Raw genomic sequence first — 25567 nt, 5'->3', positions numbered from 1 at the left:
TTAAAAAAAGGAGTTCGTATGAATAATCTTGTTGTGTTTACTAACGATAATACTGTAGTTATTCCACAAACAGAACAAAAACAATCATCAGCAGCTAATTATATTGTTTATGTTTTATTAGCTGTTGTATTAGCATTTGTTATCGGGTATTTAATTTGAAAACTTGTTAAAAACAAAGTTCAAAAGAAGAAATTAGAAAAAATCGAAGCAAAAAAAGCTGAAGAAACCTTGTCATCATACTATGAATACATTCTAAGTTTTGAAGAAGTGATAAAATATGCCCAAAATGAATTAAAAAACTTTGAAGTAAGTATTGGTGACCGAACCATGGGTGAAATTAAAAATGGGTCAAAAAAATTACTATACAAATTAATTAGTCGTGATGATTTTGCTAGTTCATTTGTTAATAATGAACAATATAAAACATTTGTTGAACATGCTGAGTTAATCAATATTACACCATGTAATTTATGAGATAAAAAAATTCCTGAAACTATTAAATATTTTGCCGACCAATATGAATTAGTTCCAGAAGGTGAAAAGAAACAAAATTACCTAGAATTAGTAAGAAAGTCAATTGAAAATCAATATTATGCATAAAAATAAAACTTCAAATTACAAACCGCTTAAAGTTACCAAATTTGGCGTTGCTAACTGATTAACTGTGCTCAGACTTTTATTAATGATTCCATTTATTGCCTTAATGACAGCTATTTGTACATTAATGATTAAAAATGGTGGAATAATTTATTATGATAAATTAACTTTATCAGGAGTAAATAACTCAAAACTAACAATTTCAATCATGTATTGATTAAACGTTATCATTTTCATTGCCGCAATGATTACTGATTTTGTTGATGGTCACTACGCAAGAAAAACTAATACTGTATCTGCGTTTGGAAAAGTATTTGATCCGATTGCTGATAAAGTTGCAACAACTCTAATGATGATTTTCTTGGCAATCACTCAATATACATTTTTACCAATCGTGGTATTATTCATTATTCGTGATATTTTAGTGGATGGCTCAAGAACATATGCAATTAAGAAAAACATTGAAGTTGCCGCTAACTGATGAGGCAAAATAAAAACAATTATTGTATCATTTGCCTTAATTGCAGTAGCTTTTGCTGGGCCATGACTTGCAAATCCAACCTTATCAACCAAACATTCAAGTACAGAATTATTAACATATTTAAACTTGCCTCTAATTATTGGATTGTTATTGGCATGAATTAGTGGGGTGATATACATGAGTAAATATCTAAAAGGCATTACTAAAGATTTACAAGAAAAACAAAAAGCTAAACAAGAATTAGCAAAACAAGCTGAAAACAAAGAGAATGTAACCAAAACTTTAGCCGAAGAAAAAGAAAAAGAAGTTTTAACATACGAAGCAGAAAAACAAGAAGCACAACAAGAAGAAAATCTAGAAGCTTCACGTGAAGAAATTCAAAACATCGGATCGCCAACTAATGATGATTTAGTCGATGAAGACGATGAACCATTTTTCGATAAATAATTGATTATTGACATTAAATAGCAAATTAGCCGCGCGCTAATTTTTTTAATTTAATTGTAATTATTTACCGATATAAAAAGTTTGCAATATATATATATATCGATAAAAAATGTATAATTTATTTATCGAGAGGGAGGTAGATATGATAAAAGCTAAGAAAAATAGGTTAATAAAAATCCTAAGTATATCTGCTTTAGTTGCTTTAGGTATCGGAGTTGGCTCTGGTATTTTATTTTATAAATTAAGAAAATCCGCTATTGATAAAAAGATTTCAATCAATGGTACTGATGATAAACAAAATTTATCTAACAAGGTAGATATCATTATCCACCCTGATAAAACTTCAATATCAGATGTGAACGTTGATACTAAAGATAAATTAGTGAACACAATCATTGTATTTTTAAATTCAGAAGATAATAATTTAGAAATCAAAAGAGAAGTTATTCAAACTAAGGCAAATGAAGAGATTAAGATTGACGTTAACTCATTAATTCCTGATGGTTTTATTTTAGATATGTCTAAATATCCTGATAAACAAATTTCTGTTCAAGCCGGAAAAGAACAAAATGTTTATGTTATTCCGGAACCTAGAGGGAATATAACTAAACTGGAATTTTTCTTTGATAATGCTCAAGTTGGAGAAACTAAAGAAATTACTCTTAAACCAGGCGAAACAATTGATAATATCCAAGAATATTTACCCGAAGGATATAAATTAAAAGACCCGAATAATCTAAGCATCACATTAGGTATTACCAACCGTCTTCAAGTAATCAAATTAGAAAAAGAAGTAACCATCACAATTATTTTTAAAACTAAAGATGGTGTCGTAGTTGAAAATAGAGAGATAAAAACATTCGTCGAATCAACAATTAATCCACGTAATTATTTACCTCAAAATTATTCGTTTGATGAAAGCGAAACGGACGAAAAATTAAAACCGTTTACAGTTGACGGAGCCATTACTAAAGAATATATTGTTAAGAAAAACCCTGTAGTTCATATTACAAACATTATTTTCCAAGAAGGCAATAAAGTTATTAAAAGAGATTCAATTCAAACAATTGATGATCAAAAAATCACAATCGAGAACATTAATAGTAGCTTGCCTGTTGGATATGAACTTGATAATGGTTTCGATGTAGAAAACATAATAATTGGTCGAGATAATATAGTTTCAATTCATGCGATTAAAAAAATAATCACAACGGTAATTAAATTTGTAAATGCAGAAGATGGAGTCGAAATTGTAAGTAAAACAATTCAAACCGAGGAAGGGCAAGCAGCCCCTGATATTTCAACATTAGTTCCGGCAACTTATAAATTAATTTCAGGTCAACCTGAAATAACTTTAGGTCAAGTAAATACATATAAATTGGAACCTGAAAATCAAGTTAAAAAGACGACTATTGTTTTTAAAGATGGTGAAAGTATTATTTCAACAAAAATATTGCAATTAGCAACTATTGATAAATCAGCAATTCAATCGATTTTACCAAATGGATACTCTTTAAAAGAAGAAACATTAAGCGAAATTAAAATCGGCGAAACAAACTTCATTCAAGTAACAAAAACTAAAGTTACGACAACAATAGTTTATAAATACAATAATGAAGTTGTGGGTACTCAAACTGCCTTAACTACCCAAGACGAACAAATTAAATTGAATATTCCGGAAGGATATGAATTACAAAATCCAAATCAAATTCCTGTTATTACCAAAGGTATTTCAAATACAGTTAACGTAAAACCAGTTATTGTAAAACATAAAACAATTTTAAAATTTGTTAATGAAAAAACTAATAAAGAGGTTGCTCAAGTTGAAGTAATTACTTCTAATGATGAATTGATCAACGTTGAAAAATATGTACCAAAAGAATATAGATTGGCAGATAGATCGGCTAAATTCAATGCCGAAATCGATAAGGTTAATACGGTTTATGTTTTACCAGTAACCAAAGAATATACAACTTATTTACATTTCGTTGGCGAAGGATTAGATACAACTGTAACAGTAAAAACAAAAGATACTGAACCTGTTAATGTTATAAATTATGTCCCTGCGGGATATAAATTAGTAAACCCAAATTCAGCATCATCTTATACACTGGGCGCAACAAATACTTATAATGTTGAAAAAATCAAAAGTAAAGAACCAGAAAAAGTATCAAGCGAAGATGTGCCTGAAACTAAACCAGAAACAAAACCCGAAGACAAAAAACTTACAACACAAGAGATTGCAAAAATTATTGCCGAAGGTGGTCGTCCAATTAATGCCAACTCTATTATCATTGAAAAACCAAGTAGTTTACCAAATGTAACTCCTGAGGTACTTTCAAATGAAGTTAAACAAATAGCAAGACAAAAAATTAATAATCTTCAAAAATTAGCTTCTTTAAATCGCGATATTACCGCAGATGATTTAAAAGACATTTATAGTGCAGACTATGCAAGAAATAAAGATTTAGTTGAAATGTTTGCTAAATATATCAACGGTGAAATCAAATTCTGAGGACCGCAATATAGCAAAGAGGAAATTCGTCAAATCTGAAAAGCGCAAATTCAAGCAGCTATGAATATTCTGGAATCTGAATTAGCTAAAGGGCATGTTCCTGATTTAGAAATTTCAGGTAACACATGAGGTTATAATTTAGGTATTAATTTTGGTCCAACATCTGATGAATATAACCCAACTGTTATTAGTTTAAAAAATGCTAATAAGAAAAGATACTTTGCAAATGATGATAAATGAAACCGTACCGGAAACAAACTCCTAAGCGGTGATTATATTGGCTGAAAAAAATATGATGTTTCAGGTCAATTTACTGGTGTTGTAAAACCGGAAGATAGAGAAAAAACTACGGTTGATAGCAATGGTAAGGTTATTAAACGTGATGACGGTTTAAGAGTATATTTATACAAACCTGATAAAAATAATACATTTGTTCCAAATAATGAAGAAAGATGAATGTTACAAATTGATGCTTCGAATAGAATCGGGTTATTCAATGCAATTAATGTATTAAATCAAAACGAAAAAATTACCGCAGTATTTATCAGAAATATTGGTATTAATAACAAACCAAGCGAAATTGCCAATATATATAAAAACCTTCCAAGTAGAATTAAAAAATTATCACTTGATTATGAAACTCAAATCATGGATGGGATTGGGGCATTACAAAACAAAATGCTTGATGAAGTTGAGTTATTTACTTCATTAAATAATAATGATGATAATATTGGTGATTCAAGAGGACATGCTATGAATTATCCATACGGATGAGGAATTGACCCTAATGCATTTAGGAATACTAAATTTATTTCTTATGACTATAATCCTACTAAAAATTTTGAAAATCAAAATACAACTGAAATAACTGCCGGAGCAATTGTGTTCAATGTTATTAGACCTGATGTTAATGGTTCGCTTACAGATGTAATCAACGGATTTAGATTAGCATTGCATACGCACGAAGACTGAAGAGTTTATAATGGTTCTTTTGGTGATGGTAGTTGACCAGTTAAAGTTGATATGTCATTGACTAATTTTACTACCCTAAAAGCCGTTAATTTATATGGCAAAAAATTCAAAACTTTAAAATTCAAATCTAAGGGTGATACATTTACTTTAGAGGCGATTGATTTAGGTCCATCACAATATTCGGCAATTTTAGCTAACTGAGGGCCAAATGACAAACCAAAAATATTATTTAGTGACGATTTAACTCACAAAATCTTGATTAAAGGAACCGTGGCAGATTTAACTAAAACTGGTAAGGGTTCATGAGTTACTGAACTTAATGCTTTAGTAGAAGGTGTTAAAAATGCAAAAAACATTGACACAATCGAAGTAGAAAATCAAGATATGTACAATTTATTACAACAATCAGGTCAACTGAGTGGATTGAAATTGTCATTAAAATCAGATAACAGCGGAAGCGAGGAACCAATTTTTGGATAATATGATTAATCAGAAAAAACATTATTTTAAGAACACATTATCACGTTGAAAAATTGCTAACTTTATTTTAATGGCAATAGTCGTTTTAATGGCTATTATTCCATTTGGCAGTTTTTTCGGGTCAAATGACTTTTTAGGATTGCGCCATTTGTTTGATAATGATAGTTTAATTCATAGAGCAAGAACTTTCGTTGTTGCATATAATTATTTAATTTTAGTAGTACCGATTGTGCTGTCATTTTACTTTGCTTATCGGTTATTATCTAATCCGATGCAATCTAAAGCCGGCAATGTAATATTGATATTAGCATACGAAGCTATTTCAATTATATTGTTGGCGATCTTATACACAAACAAGATTAGCCTAGACAGCGCAAGCGATAACATTTTATTGAAAACATTTGGTTTTGTAATATTGATGTTATTAAACACATTATTGTGAATTATTAAATACTCTCAGTTCAAGAAAACCAATCCAACTTATGCTAAACAATATCGTTTTATCGGAATAAGTTTAATCTTTCTTTGAATGCTAATTATTGTCGGATTGGTTGTACTAAAACAACTTTTAGCATCAGCCGCTTCAATTGATGATATATTCGCAAATAACCTATATTTTAACGAACTAAAAAACTTGTTTAGCGCAGGTAATAAACTTGGTATGGCTTACACTGTTTTATTAGTTGCCACTGCCACATTAATGTTTCTATTTTACATCATGGCATTATTCGGCGGATATGCGGCTTCTGTATACCGTAAAGAAGTTTTAAAAAATGCCTTTATTTTCAGTTTTATTAATTTAGTATTTTTATTAATCTGATCATTTAGCGCTATTTCAAAAATTAATTTATATGATGGAGAGTTTGTTAAAAACAAAGTAAATCATTACATTTATATTGTTGTTGCAATCGTATATTTACTATTAATTGTTGGTTATGGTTTAATCAATCTAAATAAAAAATACAAAAACTTAGCAGCTAATGTTAAAGCATTTGTTTATTTAGCCATAATGTTAGTAATGTTTATGATTGCTATCGTTGTTAAAATAGTTAACCAACAAACATTTGTAGATCACATTATGATGATCAATATCACAACGGCAATTATTATTTTAGTAATAGTTAATAAATTTCTAAACCGCGCATATAAAGCTAATACATTTACTATGGCAGTTGTATTAATTATGCTTTCATTTGCAATAGGATTAAACACTACAAATGACTTATTAGTTTACAATGGTAATGCTGCTATAAATTCAATTCCTTTATATATTCACATTTATGACTTATTTATCATTTTTGCATCAATAGCTATTTTACTAAATATCATATGTCAATCTTTAAGATGAATATATTCAGCTTATATCGTTTATAAAAATTCAAATAAGGGAGTAATTTATGAAAACAAAACAAAATAAAAACAATCAAATTACCAATGAAGAAAATGCTTATGATAAATTAGTTTATGGCAACTATGAAAAAGCAAAATCATCTGATAAATTCATTAACAAGCAATCGCTTGAAAACCAATTTTTATTAGTTGAAAACATTTCGTTCGAAAGCGAAGGCTATCAAAAATTATTAACTTTATTTAATAATGCGCTTAGTGAAGGAAATGAAATCGAATTTGATTTTGGTATTTTAAGTTTTGATAGAGATGCACGCTTTAGTTTAGATAAATTAGTGCCAACAATTCATCAAAAGCCAAATGATCATTTGGTGACATACTCTTTGATAAATTCTGATAATACAGTATTGAAACAATACAATGATTTTGTTGTTAAATTATTAAATTTACAATACTATGTCGAAATATTTAAGGGATTAATTATTTGAAAAGATGAAAATAATTTAATTAAAGTATTTTTTGCAAAAGAGTGAACAAATGCAAATTAAAACAATCAAAGAAAAAAATAAAAGTCTCGATAACATTTTAAAAATTATCGAATCAAAGAAAAACATTACTTTAATTAATATTTTGAAATTAACTAAAAGAATTGCCTTTTATTATGAAAGAACCGAGCGTTCACGCAATATTATTAAAAAACTAAGTGAACGCCACCAAATTGATTTGCCAATTTTAAATCACGAAAAAACTCATTGATATGAAAAAAGCAAGTGACTAAGAAAGCTTTCGCAAAAGCTTCTGCCAGCTAGCATCTGGGTTTATATCACTGAAGAAGAAAAATACGATACTAACTCATATTTAAAACATGAATTAAACATTGAAAAAAATTACCGTAAAAATGATGTGTTCATTGCTATTGGAAAACGGGCAATTAATTTCTGTAAAAATAAAAACTATAATGTGATTTACTCAGAGCAGGAAAATGACATTGATAAATTAACTAAAGTATTGCCTGATTTTATTTTAAATTATTTAAAAGCTTACGGATTTTTCAATGTTAGATTTATCATTAACTCTTCTAAATTAAAACAAGACTATTTGGAAATATTGCCAATGAAAAAGCTAAATTTTGATTTACAAGGTCACTATGAAACACTTGAAAACGAAATCGATTTAAATAAATTGACAATCTATCCAGACATCATTAGCTTTATCAATTCAGAAATAAATTCATATTTAACTTATATGACATTGACTTTATTATCTGAATCATCTTTGATTTATCAAAAGTATAAACTAGTCGATGAAAATCAAAAAATCAATGATTTAGAAAAGAAACAACGACAATTACATTTAAAAGAATTGCGTGCAAAAAGAGAAATCGAAGTAGAACAAATTTCTTTATTATCTAAGAAAAAAGACTTACTATACGAAAAGAGCAAGAATGAAAAAAATTAATTTAAAATTAACATCTCAAAACTTTCTTAAAAATGAATTTGAAATTGAAAAATTTGAGATAAATAATGAGCTAAAAGATAATTGATTAGTTATTAATGTTAATTCTGTAGCAAGTTTTATTAAGTCATTTTTCAAAGTAACTTTTCCGAATAAACAAGTTAGATATTTGTTATTAGACAACGTTTTTATTGATTACCAAAATGACACAATTTCAATTAAATATAATGATGAATTAGTTTTTTATAAATCTGATGAAAGCCAAGTTGAATTATTAAAAGAAAATTCACAAAAAATCAAAGTTTTGAAACAAGAACTTAAATTAAGAAAAGCCGAATTAGAATTAAATATCAATAAATTAGCCGAGTTTTACATTAGTGATATTACAAAAGAATTATTTAAATTAGAAGCCATTGAAAATTTCGCATTAATAAAGGATGAAGAAATATGAAAAAGATAAATAAATTACTATTGCTTTCTTCACTAAGTTTGCCAATCAGCACATTGCCCGCCATCGTTGTATCGGCTAATACAAACGAAAAAGATAATAGTACTCCTAAAGTAGCGGAAAATTTTAGCACTTTCAAAGATATTATTAATGAACAAATCAAAGAACAAATTGGCGAATTAATTGATAATAATGTTAATTCATTACGTGACCAAGCTAATGATTTAATTAATTCATCTGATGAAGTAAGTTCAAACGGTAAAGAAGACATTGTTAGAGCGGTTTATTTACAAAAAATTGCTGATTATCTTGAAAAAAATAAAGACGCAATTAAAGAAGATCCATCTAAATATGGTTTCGAAATAATTTATCCACGGGTAATTTCAGAAAATCAAAATCTAAATAAAGGCAATTTCACTTACGGCGAAGAAGAATTTAGCAATATTATTTTTGGCACAGAAATTGGCACATCGTATGATGACATATTGGGACTTAAAAAGCTAAGTGATGAAGGCAAACCTTATGTTAATACTGATGATTTAGATACGCTAAAGAAAAAAACTGAAGATTATTTTTCAGGTTTAGATACTTCATTTAATGATATTTTTATCAATGATGCTGATATTCCGACATTGAATGCAAATGATGACAATAATCGCCCATTGACAAAAATATTGTTTGACGAAGCACATAAAGGTATTGAAATCAAATTACCGAATGGATATGGTACATGAAATGAATATATTCGTTCACACATCAAACCTAGATTTTTAAAATATGATTTAGACACTAATGCCGAACAAAGTCAAGAAGATATCAAACAAAAACCAACTGTTCCGCCAATTATTCCTGACCAACCACCGATTGACCCAGTTAAAGATAATAGTGATATCCAAAATGTTTTAAATTTAAATCCTTATGTTAAATTTGAATATTACAATAGTTCAAATAACGATTTAATTCAATTGGCCAATAATAAAAATAATTTACAATTAATGTTTTTATTCAATAACCCAATTAATACACGTTTCCAATATTCGGTTACTGGTTTAGAAATGAATAATGATAAATTAATGGCAAACATTAAAATTCAAGATCAACTTAATTTATCATCATCACGTGAATATAAAATTGAAGTTTTAAAAAATACCTCATTACAAAAAACCTTAGTCCAAGAAGCACAAATTACTTATATTAATTCGCTTATGCATAGATTTTATCTAGCTACCGGTATTGGTGATAAAATGAATTTCCTCTTATTGCCAAATAAACAAATGTCATTGACTGTTTATAACATGATTCACGGCGTAATTAATTTATATTACCAAAGTGATTTCCAAAGCCAATTACAAGAAATTAATAATAAATTCGAATCAAGCTATGCTGGCATTAATAAAAAACCAGTCGTTGAAGAAAACAGCGAATTTGCAAAAGCCCTAAATAATTTATTTTTAGGAAGTTTGAAGAATTTAGAAATTACATTATTGAATACAATTAGTTATACATTTTTTAGCTACTTACCAATTAATTATCAAAGCACATATAGTGATTTTAAAAAATCCATTAATGAAGTTGTTCGTTCAAAAGTAATTTATGCTAACTTTAAAAAGTTTGATTTAGACATAGCTAATTTCGAAAACGGCTTGAATGTTTTAAAAAATAACATTTTAGCTTTAAAAGGTTTTTCAGAAAAAAATGGTTTCAATATTTATGGTGATTATTTAGTTTACACAACAATATTAACCGAAATCACTAAGTCATTTAATGCCCTTGGCACACTTAGCTTAGACCAAATTATTAACCCTGAAACTGATAAAGAGATAGCTTCTCAGTTCAAAGAAGCATACAAAAATCTATTAACTATCAAAGAATACAAGCGTAACGCAACATATAAAACTGTAAATGTTTCATTAGGAATATTCTTTAGCGTATTAACTATTTTGGCAATTTTGGGTCTAACTGTTACCTCGCTAATGAAAAACAAATCTAAAAAGAAAAAAATAATTTTAATTATCACATTAGCAATTGCTTTATGTATATTGATTGCTTTATCGGCAACATTTATTGCTTTAGGAATTGGAGGAGTATAAAATGCAAACACCTAAGATAAATTCAATATTCGATTATGTTATCGAATTAAAAGGAAAATACAACTATGCAGCAAATCAAGTTTTTGCTGTGAAACAAAAATCAGAAATTATTGCTAAAATGATTGTCATTTCAGCATCAGAAGATAAAGCATATTGCTTAGCTAAAGGAAAAATTGAAAACCTTTCAGTTGGTGATGCAGTCTCTGCTTCAAAAGAAGAATCAAGTGTTGTTACATACAAAGAAATGTTTGGAGACATTATTGATATCGACGGAAATTACATTTTCGGCGAAAACAAAGTGTTCAAAAACAAATATGATGGAAGCAATAAAGCATTCAACACACCAAATAAATTACTTGATTATGAATCTTTAACCACCCAATTAAATACAGGATATTTCTCAATTGATTTATTAATCCCAATTGGTAGAGGTCAAAGACAATTAATTATCGGTGATAGAAAAACCGGTAAAACTCATATAGCATTAAACACTATTATCAATCAACGTAATCAAAACGTTAAATGTATTTATGTGGCAATTGGTCAATCCCAAGAACAGGTAGCTTTAATTTACAATCTTTTAAAAGAAAATAATGCACTAGATTACACCATGATTATTGATGCATCATCAAGCAATCCATATGACCAATATTTAGCGCCATATATCGCTATGGCACATGCTGAAAATATTTGCGAAAAAGAAGACGTTTTAATCGTATTCGATAGTTTAACAAACCATGCTAATATATATCGTGAAATTGCCTTATTAACTAATAAACCAGTTGGTAAAGAAGCGTTTCCTGGCGACATGTTCTTTGCTCATTCAAGACTATTGGAAAGAAGCGGTAAATTTAAAGGCAAAAAATCAATTAGTGCCTTACCAATTTTACAAACAACTGAAAACGATATTACATCTTTAATCGCATCTAATGTTATTTCAATTACCGATGGTCAAATTGTAACTAACTCAGAATTATTTGCCTCGGGTAAATTACCAGCTATCGATATTGATTTATCAGTAAGTAGAATAGGTGGCAATGTGCAAAAACCTTACATCGCTAAAGTTGCTGCTGAAATTGGAAAAATTTATCATCTATACAAACGTCACATTAAATTAGCTTCATTAAAATATGATTTAAACGACGAAACAAACGCATTAATTATTAATGGACAATTAGTTGAAAATCTATTTATTCAAAAAGGGATTTCAATCTATAGTGAAGCCTCAATGTATTTAACTGCAAAATTAATTGCTTGAAACATTTTAAAAGGTATTGATAACATTGCCTTAGCAATTCAATTTATTGAACACTTAATTAAAGCAGATTCAGTTGCTAAAAGTAGCTTTGAAAAATTAATCACCAGTTCTGAAGCTGATGAAACACTAATCAGAGATTACTTTGCTTTTATGTTCAAAACATTTTCGGAATTAAATCATTTAAATTGAGATATTGAAGCAAAACAAACATTTGTTATATCAGATAGCAATTTAATTCAAAATATTTCAAAACAAATCATTAAAGGAGATAATAATGGCAGCCAAAATAACTAAAATTTGATCAGATGTTGTCGAAGTTACTTTTAGCAATGAAGAAGCACCTAAAATTAACACAATCTTAACAACTGAAGATGAAAGCTCAACTTTAATTGTTAAAAAAATTATTAATGAAAATATCGTTTATGCCATCATTATTGATTCTAATGATGCAATGCAAATTAATGAAAATATTATTAACACTAAAAAGTCATTTATGGTGCCAGTTGGCAATAAAACTAAAAACCATATTTTCGATGTTAAAGGTAAAGCATTAAATGAAACCAAAACAAAATTCGATTATGTTGAAATGAATGAAACCATTATCGAAAATAATGACTATAAATTTAAACCTGAATTAATGGAAACCGGTATCAAAGTAATCGATTTCTTTGTTCCTATTCTGAAAGGTTCTAAAATCGGTATTTTCGGTGGTGCCGGAGTTGGTAAAACCGTTTTAATGAAAGAAATTATTTTCAATTTATCAAAAACACAAGAAAGAACTTCTTCACTATTTATCGGAGCCGGTGAACGTTCACGTGAAGGAGTTGAATTATATAACGATCTAAAAGAATCTAATTTAATGCAAAACTCAATCATGTTTATTTCGAAAATGAACGAAAGCGCAGGTTCAAGAATGCACATCGTACCAGTCGGAATTACTGCTGCTGAGTATTTACGTGATCAAAATAAAGAAAATGTTTTGTTATTCATTGATAACATTTTCAGATTCTTACAAGCTAATAATGAAGTTTCGGCTTCGCTTGATAAAAAACCTTCATTCGGTGGCTATCAAGCAACATTAAATACTGATATTTCGCAAGTTGAAAACCGTTTATTTACAAATGAAAACGGAGCAATTACTAGTTTTCAAACTGTATTTTTACCAATGGATGATTTATCTGACCCTTCTGCTATCGCAGTATTCAATCACTTAAATGGTTCGCTAGTTTTATCTCGTGAAGTTACTGCTAAAAATATTTACCCTGCGTGTGACCCGCTTGAATCAACTTCGGCAATCGTTGATCCTAAAATCATTGGCAAAAGACATTATGATGCAATCTTATCAGCTAAAAAAGTTTTACAAAGATATAAAGAACTTGAAGATGTTTTATTAATTTTGGGTATTGATGAACTTGACCAAGAATCAAAACAAACTGTTAAAAAAGCCCTACAATTACAAAACTTTTTCTCTCAATATTTCCACACAACCGAACACTTCACTCACCATAAAGGTGTTTATGTTCCGTTGGAAAAAACTATTGAATCAATCGAAAGAATTTTATCGGGTGAATTTATTGATGTTAACCCTGCTAAATTCCTATACATTTCAACTGTTGATGATATTAAAATAGGAGATTAATTAAATGAAAAAGAAAAGCATCTTAGCAGCACTTCCTTTATTATCATTACTAACAGTTCCTGCGATTGTTTCATCGTGTAAAACAAACGCTCCTCAATCTGATACTAATAACCAAAATCCTTCAAAACCAGATACATCAGATAAACCCAATTCAAATCAAAATAATTCTTCTTCAAGCGAAAGCGATTCAAATAATTCTTCAAATAACAATGATGGTAATAATAATTCTTCTAATCCCGGAAACCAAAATCATTCAGATAGCCCCTCAGAAACTTATTTACAAGGTTTAAATTTATTAAAAGAATTAAAAATTGATACAGACTATACATACCCAACAAATGCAGATGATGCTGAAATTATTAAAAAATACAAACTAAATGAACCAAAATATTTGGCAAGAGTTTTAGGCATTATTTCTACTTACACAGGTCTAGATTTCAAAGATATTTATAATAAAATTTTGGCCAAAGTTCCAGCTAATTTCAATGAAAAAGCTGCTGCTGATAAAATGGCTTATTTAGCCGATTCATTAATTAAAAACTTTTCATTAGTAGATAAAGATAACAACCTTATTCTTAATCCATTGGGTCAGTCAATCAAATTGGCTCCAGATGCTGCAGATGCCGCTCCAATGGACCGCGGAAAGCCTCGTTTTTTAGCTAATGACAAATATAAAAATGCAGTTTTACAAAGTTACTCAATTATTATTAACAATAGTAATGATTTATTAACACAAGAAAACTCGGGCACTGTTAACGGAAGAATATATTTTGGAACCGCATGAATTTTAGATTATAAATTAGAACCAAATCAAACTTATCCAACAAAATGATATTTAGCAACCAACTTACACGTCGCCTTGTCATTAAAAAAACAATTTGACGCAGCTTCACATCAACAATATAAAAATGAACCAAGAGTTCAAGAAGAAGCAAATGAATTAAAAGCAGCCTATAAACAAGTTAAATCATTAGAAGCTAAATATTTTGCTAAGCAAAATGAAATCAAAGAAGAGGAAAGAAATAAGGGTCAAACAGAGCGTTACAATGAATTAAATGCTGAGTTACAGGAAATTTTAAAAGAATATTCAGCAGCTAATGCTAAATATAAAGCATTAGAAAATAGTTTTATGGGCGAAACTAAATCAATATCTTTATATCATTTCAATACTGAAACCCCACTAAATACTGAACTTCAAGTAACAAATCGTTCTCCATATGTAAATCATGTTAATTTAGAACCTTCACAAGTTAATATTGTTTATGCTGCAACAAACTTCTTAAATCAATCACCTAGTCAATATTTAGGTAATAATGATTTTCATAATCTAGAAGAAATGGCAGACTTTGCGGTTTTAGAAATTGACTTTTCTAAACAAACAGCAAATAGCAAAGGAACTTATACACTTAATGGGGAAACTCGTTATAATGATGAAGAATTCACAACACGTGAAGCATTAGCCAAAGCAATTACATCAGATTTTGCAAACTGAAATGAAGCTGATAAAGGTAAACCAGCAAATTTTGATTTAAATGAAAAATACTTTGATTTAATTAAAGAAAAAGTGTCAATTAATTACAATGGCAAACCAATTCAAACTTCACAATCAAACTTAAATTATATTGCCGTTGGTTTTCCTGTTGCTTCAACAGATTATAATATCCAAGAAGGATCACTGAACGATATCGATAGAGAAAATCTAAAATACACAACCTCGTTATGAACTAACAAATCTAATGCAAAAAATAGAGGTGTTGCTGAATTGGGTAATACACTTACTCGTTCATATGCTATGCAAAATATGGTTAATAAACCAGGATTAACCGATATTATGATAACCGCTCCAATAATCAATAATAAAACTGGTTTTGATTTAGGCAATTTTAAAGACGTTAATGATTCATCATATCAATTGGGGGAATACATTAACTATGGACTTGGTTACAATTTGGCATCATGACAACCGTTAACCGGAGCATCTGGTTCTTCGGTAAGAGATATCAATAATAATATCATTGGTATTAACTATGCATCAGGAGACCAATTGGGCAACTCTTTAGTTTCAATTGTACAAGCCTTAAGGTCAAGCGGAAATAGTTATAATGATTTTTATGGAAAATATAAATTAGCTCAATATGACTTGATTTACGGAGGCGGAGTTGATCAAAGAGACTCTTATCGTCAAGCATTGGCTAGATATGTAAATGATTCTTCATATCAAACTTATTTATTCAGTGATATTAATAATATTCCTGAACAATATAAATTTGTTTCGAGCACGAATAATTAATTAAGAGGAACAATATGCAAAAGAAAAAACGTTTAATTTATTCACTTCTATCATTAAGCGCTCCGCTAATAGCATTAAGCGCTATTTCTTGTTATAAAGTTTTAAATGATAATGCTAATAACATTAAAGAAAGCGAACAAGAAGCGATCATCAAAAAAATTCAAAGTGAAATTCTAAATGTTAGAGTTTTACTTGAAAATGATATGAATAAATTAAACCCAATTTTGGCAAATATTGATACTGAAAAAGCAAATGCCAAAACTGCAAAAGCCGAGCTAGAATCAGCTCAAGCAAAATTGCAACCACTTTTAGATTTTAGAAATGAAATTGATAAAAAAAGAGGGCCAATTTCAGCTCAAATCGATAAGTTATTGCAAGAAGACAAAAGCGATTCAATTAGTAATATTGATTTGAAAATTAATCAAAAAACTCAAGATAAGACGCAAGTTCAAAACACAATCAATTTATTGCAAAAAGATATTCAAGCTTTACAAGCCACAATAGACGCAAAACAAAAAGCAATTGAAAGTATTGATAATCAAATTAGCACAATATCAAGAGAAGTAAGCGAATTAAAAGCTAAAATCAATACTTTAAAATCAAATAATGAAGTTTCTGATACACAAAATCAAGAATTAATTAATAACCTAAAATCAGAGATTGCTTCCTTAGAATCTCAAAAAAATAAATTGCAAAGCACACTAAACACTTCAAACACAAACCAAAAAGCATTACAAAGCCAAATTGCTAAAATTAAAGAAAATATTAAAAGTACTGAAGCTCATATCGAACTTTTAAACAACATTCAAACAAAAAATAATGAATTTTTAATACAAGTTAATAACCTTGAAAACTTAATCAAGAAATTCATTGCTCCATATCAAAGTTCGTACCCGGAAATTGCTGCTCTATTTAAGAAGTTTTTATTATCGAATTTAATTTTCATAATCAATAACAATACAACCGGTGAAGCATTTGATGCCGGAATTCCGAAATACAATAAAGATGTAAATACATTTTTCAGAATTTTATTAAATAATTTATCTCCTGATACATTGAAAATAGATAGAAATTTAGTTTTACAAATAAGAAATAACAACGAGTTAATGGAAGCACTTCTAAAATTCAAAAAGCAATATGAAGTAACCAATGAAAATCTTTTAGCAGCCTTAAAAGCAGTAGCTTTAGAAGCGAATAATGAAGAAACATTTTCTAAAAATATTACCGTTATTAAAGATTTTGATCGAGCAATTAAAAATAAATTATCTGAAGATAATGACACATTATTATCTGAGAAAAATAAACTAAACGAAAAAAATCAACAACTGCTTGATGCATTGGGCGAAACGGATGCAGCTATAGCCAAAAGAATAGAAAATATTAATCAAGAGATCGGATTGAAAAAAGATGAATTGTCTCAGCTAGAAAAGAAATCATCTAATAACAAAATCATTGAGGCTTTAGAGTTACAAGTTAACACCAAAATTAGTTATTCTAATACACTTGCATTGCAAAAAAGAAATCTTTCAGATGAAAAGACAACAACTGAAAGTACTTTACAATCAAAACAAAGTACATTGCAAACAACTCAGTCTAATTTAGAACAAATTAATGCTGAACTTACAGAATTAGAGAACGAAAAAGCAGCAGCATCTAAAGCTGATAAGTCCACAGAGATTCAGAAATTACAAGCACAATTAGAACAGTTAAATCAAGAAAAAAGAACTAATGAAGAAGAATATTTAGCGGCTAATAAAAGCTATTTAAATATTGCAAATAATGTAAGTAAAATTATCGCTAAAGAAGAGCAAACTATTAGTTCATACAATGTTTTAATTAGAAGAATTAATGAAAATAAAAATAAGATCTTAAATTACTTTTCTGATTTGAAAAAATTGGGAACTCCGTTGTCTGAACAAGATTTAGAATTGTTGAAAAACATTGATAAAACTCAAAAATTTAAGCCTTTAATTCAACCTAATGAAAACGATCCTTTAAAAGATTTTCCGGGACAAGATACGAATAATAATCAAAATGGTGATGAACACAATAATTCGGGTGATAATACAAATTCAAACGATAATGGCAATACTAGCGGAAGCGATAATAATAATGCCGGATCACATACCGGCAATGACAATCCATTTCCTAACTTCCCAATGTACAATATTGCCGATAATGAATACCCAAGCTATGTAAATCGTTACCAAACATTGAATGCAGACGAAATATATAAAGAAATCTGAAAAAGAACTTTCACGATTTCATATTCATTCATTGAAGGTGATTCAATCAATAGTCCTAATCCGGTTGTTGTATATAATAACGAACGTGGAACAATGTGATTGCTTGACTACGCAAAACAAGAAGGCAATAAATATAAATTATTCTTTGCTACAAACATGCACGTTTTAGCACACTTTTCTAACTCTATGCAAAACAAAGTATTGCAAAAAGAATTGAATTATGAAGATCCTTCTGGCGATATCTTAACTGGATTTACAATTGGAAAATCTTCAATGCCAAGTACATTTGGTTCAATTCCTAACAAGAGTTGAAATGAACACATTAACACAAACTCCGGTGTTATGAAATATTACACTAACCAAGATAAAATCTTAGATTTAAAACCAGCTAACCAAAGCAATATGTTAAAAACTAATGCATTCACGAATCCTCAAATTGTGTTTGCGGCTGTGGATTATATGAATGATGAAGCGACTTCACAGTGAAGCCAAATCATTCAAAGCAGATGAGAAGAATTTAAAACAAATAATAGTATTTATAGTGCAGTAAAAAACTATGAAAAAACTAATGGAAAAATCCCGTTCTATACTGACTTTGGTGTAATTGAAATGGATGTCGATCTGGACCAAGCTGATAGTGATTTAAGAACATGATTTACTGAAGCAATTGGCGCAGTAGATACATATATTAATCGTGTTAAAACTACTGAAGAAATGCCTAACTTAAGTAAAGAAAATGATAACTACATGATGTCATTAGATTATTTATCAAAAGGTAAAAATATTGACAACGATAATCCAGCATTTGCATTTGGATTGGCTAATGCACAAAATGTTTATATTGGTGGATATCCGGGCAACTCTCAAATTGGTGCGATCTGAATGGAAAATAACCCGACTGAAAGAAATAGTACTAAAACAAGCTATTTACAATCACCTCCTAACAATAAAGCGTTTGCCTATGCAACTAATAATGTTGATTCACCATTAGATTCGGGCAATGTTTCAATTTATACAAACGTTTGAAGTCGTCCATTAGCTTCATTTTATGGATTTAATTACCGGATTAAATTTAGTTCATTATACTATGGGGCATCAGGTTCAGTAGTATATAATCAATTCGGTGAAATAATTGGTATTTATAATGGGGTTGCTTCAAACGTTGAGTTTGGTGATTTAATGCGTGAAGCGTTCATGGCACCTTTATTACAAACCGGAAACATTCAAAACTTTAGTCGTGATAAAACTATTTATGGCTACAATTTAATCGATGGTACAAATTATCAATATCAAAAAGCATCATATCGTCAAAACTTAAGCAAAATATATAGTGATACTAATTTAAAAACCGCATTATTCCCTAATGGGGTGAAAAAATAAGTCAACTTAGGTTGGCTTTTTTATTTAAAGCTTAGATAGTAAATCTCACAAAAAATAAATTTAAATTATTAAATTAAATGCTGAAAGTGCTCTTTTTAGCCAATTATGTAAAAAAATGTTTTTTTTATATAAAATAATATTATTACATTATTATTGTATAATAATTTTTAACTAATTTTATAGGAGGATATCATGCCAAGAGAAGGATTAACCTTAAGATGTGAAGCCTGCAAAATGGAAAATTACATTACTAAGAAAAACAAAAAATTACATCCAGACAAAATGGAAGTAACAAAATACTGTGCAAAATGTAATGCTCACACAAACCATAAAGAAAAGAAATAGTTAATTATATTTGTAATTGCCAAAGGAGAATACTAGTATGGTAAAAAATGAATTAAATAAAATCTTTGAAGAAAACAAACTTGATGCGATTATTTCAGAAGCACCTCAAACTCGTTTATGATATGCTAATGTTCAAACAACTGATGGATATTTAGTAATTGAAAAAGACAAAGCTCATTTATTTGTCGATGGAAGATACATCGAATACGTAACAAAAAATGCACGTAATGTTGAAGTTCATCTATTACAAAAAGATTCTTTATCAAGTTTTTTAGCTAAAAAGAATTATAAAAGAGTTGGAGTTGAAAAAGATTATCTAAACTTGGAAACTTTTGAATATATCAAATCAATGTTACCAAAATCTGAATTTGTTTTAGTTTCGGCTAAAAAATTCAGAATTATTAAAGATGAAGAAGAAGTTGCTAAAGTTCAAGAAGCTTGCTTAATTTCATTACAAGCCTTCGAGGAACTTAAAAAAGTTTTAGTTGAAGGTATGACTGAACTTGAAGCTTCAAATAAGTTAGGCTACTTGATGCGTTTATTTGGTGCAGAAAAAGAATCATTTGATTCAATTATTGCGTTTGGAAGCAATGCAGCTGAACCACACCACCACCCAACAAACCGTAAATTAGTTGATGGGGATATTGTTAAATGTGATTTTGGTGCCCAATTTGAAGGATGAGCAAGTGACATTACTAGAACATTTTTCTTTGGTAAACCAAAAGAACCAGAACTTGTTAATATCTTAGATGTTGTAGCTGAAGCTCAAAAATTAGGACGCGAAGCGGTAAAACCAGGTATGGCAACTAATGAAATTGACAAGATTTGCCGTGATTATATCGAAAGCAAAGGATATGGTAAGTTCTTTACTCACTCAACTGGTCATGGAGTCGGAATTGATGTTCATGAACTTCCAGGTGTTGGTCGTGGTAGGGGAGATGTCATTCTTGAAGAAGGAATGATTATTACCGTTGAGCCTGGTATATATGTTGAAGGTCTTGGGGGCGCAAGAATTGAAGATACCATTCTTGTTACAAAAGACGGAGCAAGGGTATTAAGTCGTCCAGAGGACTACAAATAAAACTTTATTAATGTAGATAAATTAATATTATTTTAAGCACAGCAATGTGCTTTTTATTTATATTTTTTTAAGTATCTATTAATGGATAATTTAAAAATCAAAAACTAACTTTATTTATAATGATTAATGATTTTGCTTTTAAAACATTTTAAAAGATTATTGAATAATAAAATAAAATCGAAATGCATCAATAATTTAAAGTTAAAAAAAGTAATACGCTAAACAAATTAAACATAATATACTTATCTTTATAATTTAATTTTTAAAACCCATAAAATTAATTAATATATAATTCTGTTATGAAAAAATTACACTTTTTAGCATATATTCCGTTGCCTTTGACTGCGTTAGTCGTTGCTTGTACAAAAGAACAAGAAAATACCGATCTTGTTTATAGTCAGTTAAATAAAGAAATAATAAATTTGGAAAATAAGCAAGATAATGGATATTATGTAAGTGAAATTAAGGATTATAAAAATCAATATTTAATGCTAGATAAAAATAATAAGCAGTTAATTCAAACATTACTTGATAAAATCTCAAAATTAAGTCAAAAAATTGATTTAGCTTTAGCTATAAAAAAAACATTACAACAAGTTTTAAAAGAATTTCAATTTCTCATATCGCAAAATGAGGAAATGATAATTTCTAACTATATGAATCAAATCCAAACAAAGATATATCAAATTAATCAAGCGCTTCATGATACTGCCCCTGATTTAACTATTTGAAATAGTTTATATATAGATTCAGATAATTTAATTTCCAAAATAAAAAATGATTTAACTACTTTAGCAAATAATCCAGTTGACAACGAAAACGAAAATTTTAATGAAGAAAGTAATAATGATAATAATATAAATAGCGAAGAAGGTGAAAACCCAGGCAATGCTAATTCAGAAGGTAATCAAAATTTAAGTAATGAAAAAATTATTTTTTCGCTTAATAATAATCTTGATAACATTAATGTCGAATTAAAATCTGAAAATGTTACATATAATGATTTAAAGGAAAATCTAGTTGATAATATATCGATATCTACCATACCATCAAATGTAAATTTGATTATGAAAGGTCAAGAAAAAACTGGTTATTTTGCAATCACCATACAATTAAAATATAAGGAAAATCCTGATTTATTTAGCAAAGTCAAAACAGTTAATGTTTTTCCTAAATTAAATGAAGATCAAGTAAAACAATATTATATCGATAACCCTACGGTTTTAAAATATCAAGAATCAAAGCCTAATATACCTACTGAATTTAAAAATAATAAAGACTATATCGATGATATATTATCGCGTTCATTTTCATTAAGATGGTCATTTAAAGATGGTACATGAACAGGCGGAACCGCTTGGTTGTTAGATTATCATAAAACCGATGAAAATAAATACAGTCTATTTTTGGCAACAAATTACCACGTTGCAGTAGACTTATACAGAGATGATGACCAAGAAATTTATTATCAAAATAAACGTGTTAATTCAAATCCAATAAATGAATTTTTAATTTCATTCGACTTAAAAAATTCGCAAAGTAACGAAATTAAAAATTTGGCTAACAAATACAAGTTTAATAAAGATTTCGCATACCGCATGTTAAAAGGCAAAGCAATTCCTAAAGTTTTATTTTTGGCTCAAAACTTTATGGATAGCCATATTAACGATGAGGGCAATAATTATTATTCTGACTTTGCTGTTATTCAATGGGATGTTGATTTATCTAAACAATTAACATTAGAAGATTTGAACTTACCAAGTGATTATTCAGCATCAGCAAAGCAAATTGAATTAAAAAATAAAAATATCGAATGAGCTTTAATGGTTCGTCATATTAAGGGTGCAATTAATAATTTGAATAATTCATATCAAAAATTTGTAAAAGGTCAAAATGAATATTTAATGAATAACAAAACTATTCCCTATGCAACATTGCCATATTACAATTTATCAGAGATTCGTAGAAATTTTTTCAATAAAGTTACCCCTGAACCTATATATGAATCCCCTTTCAATAAGCGACCAGATAATGTTTTGTCAATTAATCAATTAAGTGATTTGGTGAATGAATATCTTGGGGATTATAAATATGCATATAACATTAATGCTTATTTAGCTGGTTTTTCTTTATTAAATGGAGTGGCGCCTAAAACTTTGACAAATATAACGCCAGGCCAAGAAGAAAAATTAGGTTTTAAAGAAGATGAATTTAATCGACCTGTGCTAATTGTTGATAAAACTTATAACAATAAAAGGGTGGCCGACCATGGTACAGCATTTAATTTAAATGAAAAATCTTTATTTTACGGAATAGCATTAAAATATTTAGCATTACGCCGCGGTAAAGGTGGAATGAGTGGATCGATGGTGGTCAATGAAGAAAATTTACCATTTGGCATATTTTTTGGTAATACTAATGGCGGAATGATAATTGATAGTAATCATAAATATGTGAGTTTAGCCTCGCTACTTATTGCTCCATTTAGCCAAGAAATTTCTTTTTGAGAAAATGGTTTAAAAGTGGATAAATATAATTTAATTGATGGCACTGATAAACAAAAATATCCACATCAAATACATTCTTATCGTGAAAGATTACAAGCGATATACGGCAATGATTATGAAACACTTTTATATAAAAAATCACAATAAAAGTCAAACAGATGTTTGATTTTTATTTTTTTAATAATTAAAAAAACGTAAATTTAATAATATTTACGTTTTAGTCAATTTCATAATGATAGCTTATTGTGTGATTAATCGGTATATTAAATGTTTTTCAGCTAAATTGTTCATTGTTTGAATTAAATAATAAGATATTCAGAGTAGCATTAAGATTTAAATTAATTGTATTATTTGCTTGATTAATAGATTCAACGTTTATTGAAGCAATATTAGCATTTAAGCCATATATTGAAAAACCGTTATTTTCATTTTTATTAAATTTAATCATAGCAGTATGTGAATCATAATTATCGATTAAATTGTGTGAATTATTTGTAACTTCGGGATAGCCAAATTCAAGATAAAAACTTCTGTTTTCATGTAGCAATATTTCTTCGCGATTTACTTTAATATTGTTAAAGTCATATGGTTTTATGAACACAAAATTATTGTCTGCTTTTCTTAATAATTTTTCAAGCGCTGCCTCTTTATAATTATTAATTTTCGGATCATCTATATAGTTTTTTGCAATCTTATTAATTAGCTCATTTTTTATAACTAAATTAAATCATTTAGTAAGGTCGCTTTCATTAATTTGATTAAAACCATTTACTTGATAAGTTTTACCATGGCTTTTTTCAATTTCACTATAGTCATCTTCCCAAGTCAGCGATTGATTGATGAACAAAGTTCCGGTTAAATCATTTGCCAACACACTATTTGTACTGAAGTAAATTAATGATTTTCTAGCATTTGGGTTAGTTTCATTAAAATCTAATCAGTTTTCAAAGCCTGGCTCTACTTGGTAGAAATTATTTGCCAATGTTCCCTGGTTTAGAAATTTGGCATATCAAGAAGAAGCATATTCTGATGCTAAAAACTCTTTGTTAAAAGTAAGATCGGTTGGAATAATTTTATTATTCTCAAAAATGAAATTAAAAATATCTTGTTTGCTATATTCGATTTGATTTAGTACAGAAAAGCTTTTATTAATGAAACTAATTTCTTTAGATGTCTTAACATTGTTATTTATTTCAAAAACTTTTTGATAGACATTAATATTTAAAATACCATCATTTGATAAGCTTAAATTTTTAATGACAAAATTATTATCATCAGTATTGATATTATTTTTTATTTCAATTACATATTTTTTATTATTTTTAGAGTATGAAAATATACTAAAATTAGACAAGGCATTAAGTAATTCTTCTTGAGTTAATGATGCGAGTTTGGATTTGATTATACGATTTTCGATAAAATAGTTTTTATTAAATGTAATTTCAACCGATTCTGCTTGAGTGGGTTTTGCAAATCCTGAAATATTAATATTTAGGTTATCAAATGATTTTTTGTTATATTTTCCGTTAATTTTAATGGCAATTAAACCTTTTTCATCACTTAATGAAATAATTTCTATGCCAGTGATTATAAGATCAATATCGTCTCAATTTTTGGGTTGCAATCTTTCTAAATTTTGACTTGCTAAAGCATTTGCATTTAAATCATATAATTTAGCAAAATTAATAAATTTATTTGATGTCAAACCATTTAAAGTTCCTCCTTCAAAAAAGCTATTTTCTAATTCATTTTCATCAACTTTAGAATCTGACTCCATATTATCTTGATTATTAGGCTTTGTCATGTTTTCAGTAGTATTTTCTTGGTTATTATTTGAACCTTGATTGTTATTACTATTAATATTTTGTTGGTCATTGGTTTCGTCTATTTTGCTTTGATATGAACAAGCTAAAGTTAATAGCGAAGAGCCTGGAATGGCTAATAATGACGAAATAATAAAGGTTTTTAGTTTTTTATTCATATTTTTCC

General features: G+C 28.4%; 16 protein-coding genes. 15 read left to right on the top strand and 1 reads right to left on the bottom strand.

Going from position 1 to position 25567, the window contains the following annotated elements:
• Positions 1–18 precede the first annotated feature (18 nt).
• From FJR74_RS07535 to FJR74_RS07490, 15 genes are all read left to right on the top strand, one after another.
• Positions 19–600, top strand: a complete 582-nt coding sequence (locus FJR74_RS07535) for an MHJ_0274 family protein (RefSeq protein WP_140914756.1) — start codon at positions 19–21, stop codon at positions 598–600.
• A complete protein-coding gene (pgsA, locus tag FJR74_RS07530; RefSeq protein WP_306766863.1) occupies positions 578–1525 on the top strand; it encodes a CDP-diacylglycerol--glycerol-3-phosphate 3-phosphatidyltransferase in 948 nt (315 codons plus the stop codon). Before FJR74_RS07535 ends, pgsA begins: the two co-directional genes overlap by 23 nt.
• Before the next feature lie 142 nt (positions 1526–1667).
• Positions 1668–5492, top strand: a complete 3825-nt coding sequence (locus tag FJR74_RS07525) for a putative immunoglobulin-blocking virulence protein (protein WP_140914754.1) — start codon at positions 1668–1670, stop codon at positions 5490–5492.
• Position 5493: 1 nt separating this feature from the next.
• Positions 5494–6909, top strand: a complete 1416-nt coding sequence (locus FJR74_RS07520) for an MSC_0624 family F1-like ATPase-associated membrane protein (protein WP_140914753.1) — start codon at positions 5494–5496, stop codon at positions 6907–6909.
• The gene (locus FJR74_RS01315; RefSeq protein ID WP_140914752.1) at positions 6890–7387 is read left to right on the top strand and encodes an MSC_0623 family F1-like ATPase-associated protein; all 498 of its coding nucleotides are present in this window, start codon (positions 6890–6892) and stop codon (positions 7385–7387) included. The genes FJR74_RS07520 and FJR74_RS01315 overlap by 20 nt, the downstream gene beginning before the upstream one ends.
• Positions 7377–8297: an MSC_0622 family F1-like ATPase gamma subunit gene (locus tag FJR74_RS07515; RefSeq protein ID WP_140914751.1), complete on the top strand. Its 921-nt coding sequence runs from the start codon at positions 7377–7379 to the stop codon at positions 8295–8297. Before FJR74_RS01315 ends, FJR74_RS07515 begins: the two co-directional genes overlap by 11 nt.
• Positions 8284–8754, top strand: a complete 471-nt coding sequence (locus tag FJR74_RS07510; protein ID WP_140914750.1) for an MSC_0621 family F1-like ATPase epsilon subunit — start codon at positions 8284–8286, stop codon at positions 8752–8754. Before FJR74_RS07515 ends, FJR74_RS07510 begins: the two co-directional genes overlap by 14 nt.
• On the top strand, positions 8742–10832 hold the full coding sequence (locus FJR74_RS07505) for an MSC_0620 family F1-like ATPase-associated subunit (protein ID WP_140914749.1): 2091 nt from the start codon (positions 8742–8744) through the stop codon (positions 10830–10832). Before FJR74_RS07510 ends, FJR74_RS07505 begins: the two co-directional genes overlap by 13 nt.
• Before the next feature lies 1 nt (position 10833).
• Positions 10834–12384: an MSC_0619 family F1-like ATPase alpha subunit gene (locus FJR74_RS01295; RefSeq protein ID WP_140914748.1), complete on the top strand. Its 1551-nt coding sequence runs from the start codon at positions 10834–10836 to the stop codon at positions 12382–12384.
• Positions 12365–13729 carry an MSC_0618 family F1-like ATPase beta subunit gene (locus tag FJR74_RS01290; protein ID WP_140914747.1) on the top strand — a complete coding sequence of 455 codons (1365 nt, stop codon included), beginning with the start codon at positions 12365–12367 and terminating at the stop codon, positions 13727–13729. The genes FJR74_RS01295 and FJR74_RS01290 overlap by 20 nt, the downstream gene beginning before the upstream one ends.
• 4 nt (positions 13730–13733) lie before the next feature.
• On the top strand, positions 13734–16019 hold the full coding sequence (gene mip / locus FJR74_RS07500; protein WP_140914746.1) for an Ig-specific serine endopeptidase MIP: 2286 nt from the start codon (positions 13734–13736) through the stop codon (positions 16017–16019).
• A gap of 14 nt (positions 16020–16033) precedes the next feature.
• Positions 16034–19645 (top strand): MIP family Ig-specific serine endopeptidase, encoded by a 3612-nt coding sequence (locus FJR74_RS07495; protein ID WP_140914745.1) that lies wholly within the window; start codon positions 16034–16036, stop codon positions 19643–19645.
• Positions 19646–19837: 192 nt separating this feature from the next.
• Positions 19838–19990 (top strand): 50S ribosomal protein L33, encoded by a 153-nt coding sequence (rpmG, locus tag FJR74_RS01275; RefSeq protein WP_140914744.1) that lies wholly within the window; start codon positions 19838–19840, stop codon positions 19988–19990.
• A gap of 37 nt (positions 19991–20027) precedes the next feature.
• Positions 20028–21071: an aminopeptidase P family protein gene (locus FJR74_RS01270; RefSeq protein ID WP_140914743.1), complete on the top strand. Its 1044-nt coding sequence runs from the start codon at positions 20028–20030 to the stop codon at positions 21069–21071.
• 299 nt (positions 21072–21370) lie between these two features.
• Positions 21371–23725: an MIP family Ig-specific serine endopeptidase gene (locus tag FJR74_RS07490; RefSeq protein WP_140914742.1), complete on the top strand. Its 2355-nt coding sequence runs from the start codon at positions 21371–21373 to the stop codon at positions 23723–23725.
• A gap of 70 nt (positions 23726–23795) precedes the next feature.
• On the opposite strand, the gene FJR74_RS07485 is transcribed toward FJR74_RS07490, so the two are convergent.
• Entirely contained in the window at positions 23796–25559 is a 1764-nt protein-coding gene (locus tag FJR74_RS07485) for a hypothetical protein (RefSeq protein ID WP_140914741.1), read from the bottom strand.
• Between the last annotated feature and the right edge of the window lie 8 nt (positions 25560–25567).

Origin of the sequence: Metamycoplasma neophronis, from assembly GCF_006491995.1 — a bacterium.
Lineage (GTDB): Bacteria > Bacillota_I > Bacilli_A > Mycoplasmatales > Metamycoplasmataceae > Metamycoplasma > Metamycoplasma neophronis.
The sequence above is the reverse complement of the archived record's forward strand: the minus strand, read 5'-3'. Positions and strand labels throughout refer to the sequence as shown.